This window comes from Adhaeribacter sp. (assembly GCF_057359045.1).
The window spans coordinates 1-5,235 of sequence record NZ_JBMQUD010000154.1 but is presented as its reverse complement, the minus strand read 5'-3'; the positions used below and the strand labels follow the sequence as shown (position 1 = coordinate 5,235).

Sequence of the window (5,235 nt, the reverse complement as noted above, 5' to 3'; positions counted from 1 at the left end):
TTCATAGGCTCTACAATTTTCGTAGTGTCTATTTCTATACCATCTGAACCAACTTTATCTATATACAAGCATTTCTTAAAAATACCTTCTGCTGTTAGGATTTCCTCTGTTGTTGGTGTAAAGCTATTAGAACCACCTTCTACAGTCTTATCCATTATTACACCACCTGTGAAATTCGCTGAATGAATTAAAAGGTTTTTGGAACTGTCAATTTGTGTAATAGAATATTTTTCTTTTGCTGTTAATTTTTCTTTATGTGTTTTAGTGTCGCAAGAAAATAAAAAAGAAATTACTACAATTACCAAGATCAAATACTTCATATTTTCCTGCTGTGTTTTTGCTTCTTTTTAAGGATGCCAGCAACTCATTTATTCCACATAAATATTAAAACTTTAACTTCCTTTTTTCCATATCCTTTTCTTTTGATACCATTAAACCAATGTGTTAAAGCAGGTATTTAACAAAACAGGGCAAGAACAACCAAAATTGCCCTTGCCCTGGAAAAAAGAAAGATATGAAAACAGTAAATATCTTAGAGCAAATCCTTTGCCATAGTTTATTTAATTTAAAATATTATTTTTTTTATTTTTAACTTGCCGGAAAGCGATCGGCCATTTGTCGCTCTACCATCCAACCAGGGTACATTCTTTCGGGTTTGCTGGCTTCGGCTAGTTGTTGCAATTCTGCGTCAGTTAAATTAAAACCAGTAGAATGAATATTGGCTTTTAACTGATCAACATTTTTTGCGCCAATAATGGTACTGGTTATGCCATTTTGTTGGCGCACCCAAGCCAGGGCAACTTCTGCCACCGCTACCCCGTACCCCTCGGCCAACGGCTGCATTACCTCTATTATATCGTAGGCCCGTTCTTTGTTAATTACCGGGAAATCAAAATTATCGCGACGCGACTGCCCACCGGTATTTGTTTGTTCTCGGGTGAACTTACCGGATAAGAAACCACCAGCCAAAGGGCTCCAGGGCATAAAGGCCAGGTGCTGGTCTTGGGCAAGTGGCAATAATTCGTGTTCGGCATCGCGGTTGGCGGCGGCATAAAAATATTGCATACCTATAAATTCGTGCCAGCCATTTTTCCGGGCAATACCCAGAGCTTTCATCACCATCCAGGCCGGCCAGTTACACACCCCCACGTAGCGTACTTTGCCACTCATTACTACATCATGCAGGGTATGTACCACTTGCTCTACGGAGGTTGCAAAGTCTACGCCGTGTACATAAAGTAAATCAATGTGGTCGGTTTGCAGGCGCAGCAAACTTTCTTCTACCGACTGAAAAATATGGTACCGTGAAAGGCCTAATTCGTTTACGGCCGGGCCCATGCGGCCACGCACCTTGGTGGCAATAAATAAACTTTGCCGATCCAGGCCCGTTTGCTTCAGGCCGGCGCCCAGCATTTGCTCCGATAAGCCAAAAGAATACACATTGGCCGTATCAATAAAGTTAATACCGGCGTCAATGGCCGTTTTAAGTAAATCGTTTACTTCGTCTTGCTGTTGCTGACCAATGGCCTGCCAATGGCCCTGTCCGCCAAAGGTCATGGTGCCAAAACAAAGTTCCGATACCAGCACCCCCGTGTCACCCAATAAATTGTACTTCATAGCGATTCTGACTATTCTTTAAGGTTTGTGATTATTCATTTATTATAACCGTTTACGCAGGCAAACCGATCCGAATCGATTACGGTATAAATAAAATATTTGCTACCCGTTCTGTATAGTAGTTGAAATAAGCAGGTTACTTAAAAGAAATTTTGAAGAAAGCGTGGGCTAATAATGAACTAATAAAAAAAGGCAAAAACAGTCATGAACTGTTTCTGCCTTAATATATATGTAAGCTATGATACTGCTTTATTTACAATTACGGTGCCATACTATTCATTTAACGTAAAGTTCTTTAATAAGTGTTATAGCATCCTGTATAAGTAAAAGTATGCGTATACTATTGCAGGTTTAAAACAATTGCCTAAAGTTCAGGAAAATGCTACCGGAAAATGTAAGCTATAAACCGGCTGGTTTTAACCAAAATTTTTATTCCCCGGCGCTAGATTAAATTATTTTAAGTACCCACCTGGTTAGTCACGCAGTTTATCCAATAATTCACCTAATTGCGTAGCTTCTTCGGCCGTAAGGCTGTTGTACGTTTGATCAAAGGCATCTATTATGGCATCGGTTTCGGATAATAACGCTAAACCTTTGGGGGTAATAACAATATCTACTTTGCGACGATTGGTTACACATTGTGCCCGCTGCACCAGTTCTTTATCCAGGAGTTTATCTACTAAACGGGTAGCATTAGACATCCGATCCAGCATTCGTTCCTGAATCATACCCAAAGTGCTTGGGTTGGGATATTGCCCCCGTAAAATCCGGAGTACATTGTGTTGTTGCAACGATAAACCAAACGGACGCAATTGTATGGCTATCTGGCGCTCTACCCAGTTGCTGGTAAACATTAAATTTACAATCATCCGGTGATGCGGATCCTTAAAGCGCTTTTGCTGCTTTATTGCTTCTTCTATGGTCACAGCTTAAATTTTAAGAAGGTTTATTCAGGATATATCTGGAAAGATAAAATACTAACTACCAAAAAAGGCGTTTATTATACAAATAACAGCCTTTAAGGCTCTCGGTTTAAAAATTAAAAATAAAATAATTATCCATTCTGGTCATAACCCGGTTAGTCTGGTTTAACCATTTATCTGTAAACATAACTAAACCAATATTACATAAGCAAAAATTTAAAACACTATTTTTATATACACGTTAATATATAACCCTGATTATCTTTTATTTACAAATAATAAAACATTTTCTGGCAGTAATATTTTACTTATTAATGGAGATAAAAAATAAAACTATGCCTAGTACCAGAAAAACCCAGAGTTCCGAGCCTGCTTTACCCGGAGCGGTATCTAAAACCGTAAAAAAAGTAACCAGAAAAGCAGCCGAAATTATTGACGATTTAACGCCTAGCCCAGCTACTAAGCGAACTGTAACCCGTAAAACCAACCAGGCTAAAGCAGCTGTAACCAATGCGACTTCTAAAGTGACACAAGGCATTACCGATGTTACAGAAACGATTGGCGAAAAAACCGGCCTCATCAAACCGGCAACTGTCCATAAAAAGGCAACTGCTACCCAAGCAGCCAGCCCCAAAAAAGCTGCTACTGCGGCTAAATCTCAACCGGCTCCTAAAACAAAATCGGTGAGCAGTACCGCTGCTACTAAAAGCAAAACGCCTAAAACCAGTACTAAAGCTGTTGGCGCAAATACAACTGGCACCAAAGCCGCTACTACTAATAGTACACCCCCTAAAACTACCCGTACTGCCAAAAGTAAAACCAAATCAGCCGGGTAGTACAGCTAACTAAAGTTTACTTTGGGTAGTAAAGATTAAGTTTTTAGACTACATGTATAAATTATAGTTAATAAAATATTATAAAAATATGCCACGAGGAGATAAATCGGCGTATACCGACAAGCAAAAGCGGCAAGCCGAGCACATTGAAGATAGTTACGAAAAAAGCGGTGTATCGAAAGAAGAAGCCGAAAAACGAGCCTGGGCCACGATAAATAAACAAGACCACGGCGGCAAAAAAAGCGGTTCTGGCCGGGGCGCAGCCTCCACCAAGGAAAAGTAGCGTTAATCCAGAAAATTTATTTTTAATCTTTTATAAAAAATGCCGGTTACCTCCTGTATGCAGGCAACCGGCATTTTGCTTAGTATTGGTAAATTATTTATACCACTGCCACATCGTCATCGTCGAGTTCTTCTACAGTTGGTTTTTCGAATAAAGTGCGCGAAAGGGCTGCAGCCGTTAAACCACCTAATAAATACCAGGCAATGGTCATGGCTTTGGTTTGGGGTGTACGGCCACTGGGTTCTTTGCCCAATCCCATGGGGCCCGGCAATACTACACCGCCAATGCCGGCCAGAGCGCCTAAAGTAGCTCCCCGCAGCCAGGCTTTCCGACCAGTTCCGGTAAGGCTGTAATACAAGGAATTAGATAAAATATCGCCGATTATTGAATACTGGAATAATTTATTTTCTTCGGGTGGCCTTTCGTCCATTTTGTACATACCACGGGCAATCGCGCGCATGCCTAATACATCCATCCGGGGCGCATTGGGTATAAAACGGCGTGCGGTTTCGTGTACTACAGTTAATGCAACCGCCCCGGTTATACCGCTGGCCAGCGATATTAAGGCTTTTTTAAAGAGGTGTTGTGTTTTAGTTTTATTCATAGTTGGTGCAGTAGAACTTAAAAAATAATAACAGTATACGTAAACCCTACAGAACGGATAATAGCCCGGCAAAGACACTTTCTTTACCTTACTCCCAAGCCCTAAAATAAAAATAGTGCCTTTTGTTTTCTTTTACCGTTTATACCTAAATAAAGTTAGTTTTAAGGCTATAACCCATAAAAAGCGTTTCTGAATAAAGCTGGGTGTATGGAAGCGTAAGCCAGAACGGGTACCGATTGATCGCCTCTCTAAATCCAGAGCAAATTATTTTTTGGTAACAATACTAATATTGCCGCTCCGTTCCAGAAAAGCACTATCTACTTCGGCCAAGCTTTGGGTTTTACCATTGCTGCGCATGGCTTCCTCTAAATCGTGGTCGGTAATATTGTTGGCGTTCATTTTATCGCGCAACACCTGGCCGTTTTTTACCAATTGGTGTTCGCGCCCTTTTATAAATTTACCCACACTGGTTCGGCAAGCCAAACTAGCCAGTACCCGGTGCAGTACTACCAAAAATATGCTGGTAATAATAGTGGGTATAAAAGGAGCATTAGCCGTAATTGCCCGGCTTAGCGTAGAGCCCAATATCACCCCAATGGCAATATCAAAAGCAGTATTTTTACCAAAAATGCGGTAATCGCCTACACGTATTAATATTAAAGTAATGATAAACACAATGATGCCCCTGATGCACATTTGCCACCAGTTTATGGCTTCAGAATCCGGCCCAATTATTTCCCGCAGTAACTCTTCCATTTTATAAAACACGTAGTACAAAGCCGCTTACAAAAACGCGAATCGCACATTAAAGTTTTATCTATAGAGCATTGGCAGATAAATATTGGCTTACCCGTAAAACCTGTGGTAATACCGGCAATAATTTATGGCCGAAAAGCAGCCAACACAACTTAAAACAGCAAAGCCTGGCGCTTACAGGCACCAGGCTTTGCTGTTTTACTATTAAACTACTTA

The 5,235-nt window shown here is 40.6% G+C and carries 7 protein-coding genes; 2 read left to right on the top strand and 5 right to left on the bottom strand.

Annotated features, from left to right (window positions below; all coding sequences use genetic code 11):
* The 3 genes from ACO1R6_RS24005 to ACO1R6_RS23995 all read right to left on the bottom strand — a co-directional run.
* On the bottom strand, window positions 1-320 hold a 320-nt coding region (locus ACO1R6_RS24005; RefSeq protein WP_486268173.1), incomplete at its 3' end, for a hypothetical protein.
* A 268-nt stretch (window positions 321-588) separates the two neighbouring features.
* Window positions 589-1,617 (bottom strand): aldo/keto reductase, encoded by a 1,029-nt coding sequence (locus tag ACO1R6_RS24000; RefSeq protein WP_486268171.1) that lies wholly within the window; start codon window positions 1,615-1,617, stop codon window positions 589-591.
* 473 nt (window positions 1,618-2,090) lie between these two features.
* Window positions 2,091-2,543, bottom strand: a complete 453-nt coding sequence (locus ACO1R6_RS23995) for a MarR family winged helix-turn-helix transcriptional regulator (RefSeq protein WP_486268169.1) — start codon at window positions 2,541-2,543, stop codon at window positions 2,091-2,093.
* 332 nt (window positions 2,544-2,875) lie between these two features.
* Between ACO1R6_RS23995 and ACO1R6_RS23990 the strand changes: the two genes are divergently transcribed.
* A complete protein-coding gene (locus ACO1R6_RS23990; RefSeq protein WP_486268168.1) occupies window positions 2,876-3,376 on the top strand; it encodes a hypothetical protein in 501 nt (166 codons plus the stop codon).
* Between the two features lie 88 nt (window positions 3,377-3,464).
* Window positions 3,465-3,659 (top strand): hypothetical protein, encoded by a 195-nt coding sequence (locus tag ACO1R6_RS23985; RefSeq protein ID WP_486268166.1) that lies wholly within the window; start codon window positions 3,465-3,467, stop codon window positions 3,657-3,659.
* A gap of 97 nt (window positions 3,660-3,756) precedes the next feature.
* Here ACO1R6_RS23985 and ACO1R6_RS23980 read toward each other — a convergent pair whose 3' ends face one another.
* Window positions 3,757-4,263, bottom strand: a complete 507-nt coding sequence (locus ACO1R6_RS23980) for a hypothetical protein (RefSeq protein ID WP_486268164.1) — start codon at window positions 4,261-4,263, stop codon at window positions 3,757-3,759.
* Window positions 4,264-4,527: 264 nt separating this feature from the next.
* Window positions 4,528-5,019: a DUF421 domain-containing protein gene (locus ACO1R6_RS23975; RefSeq protein WP_486268162.1), complete on the bottom strand. Its 492-nt coding sequence runs from the start codon at window positions 5,017-5,019 to the stop codon at window positions 4,528-4,530.
* Window positions 5,020-5,235 lie beyond the last annotated feature (216 nt).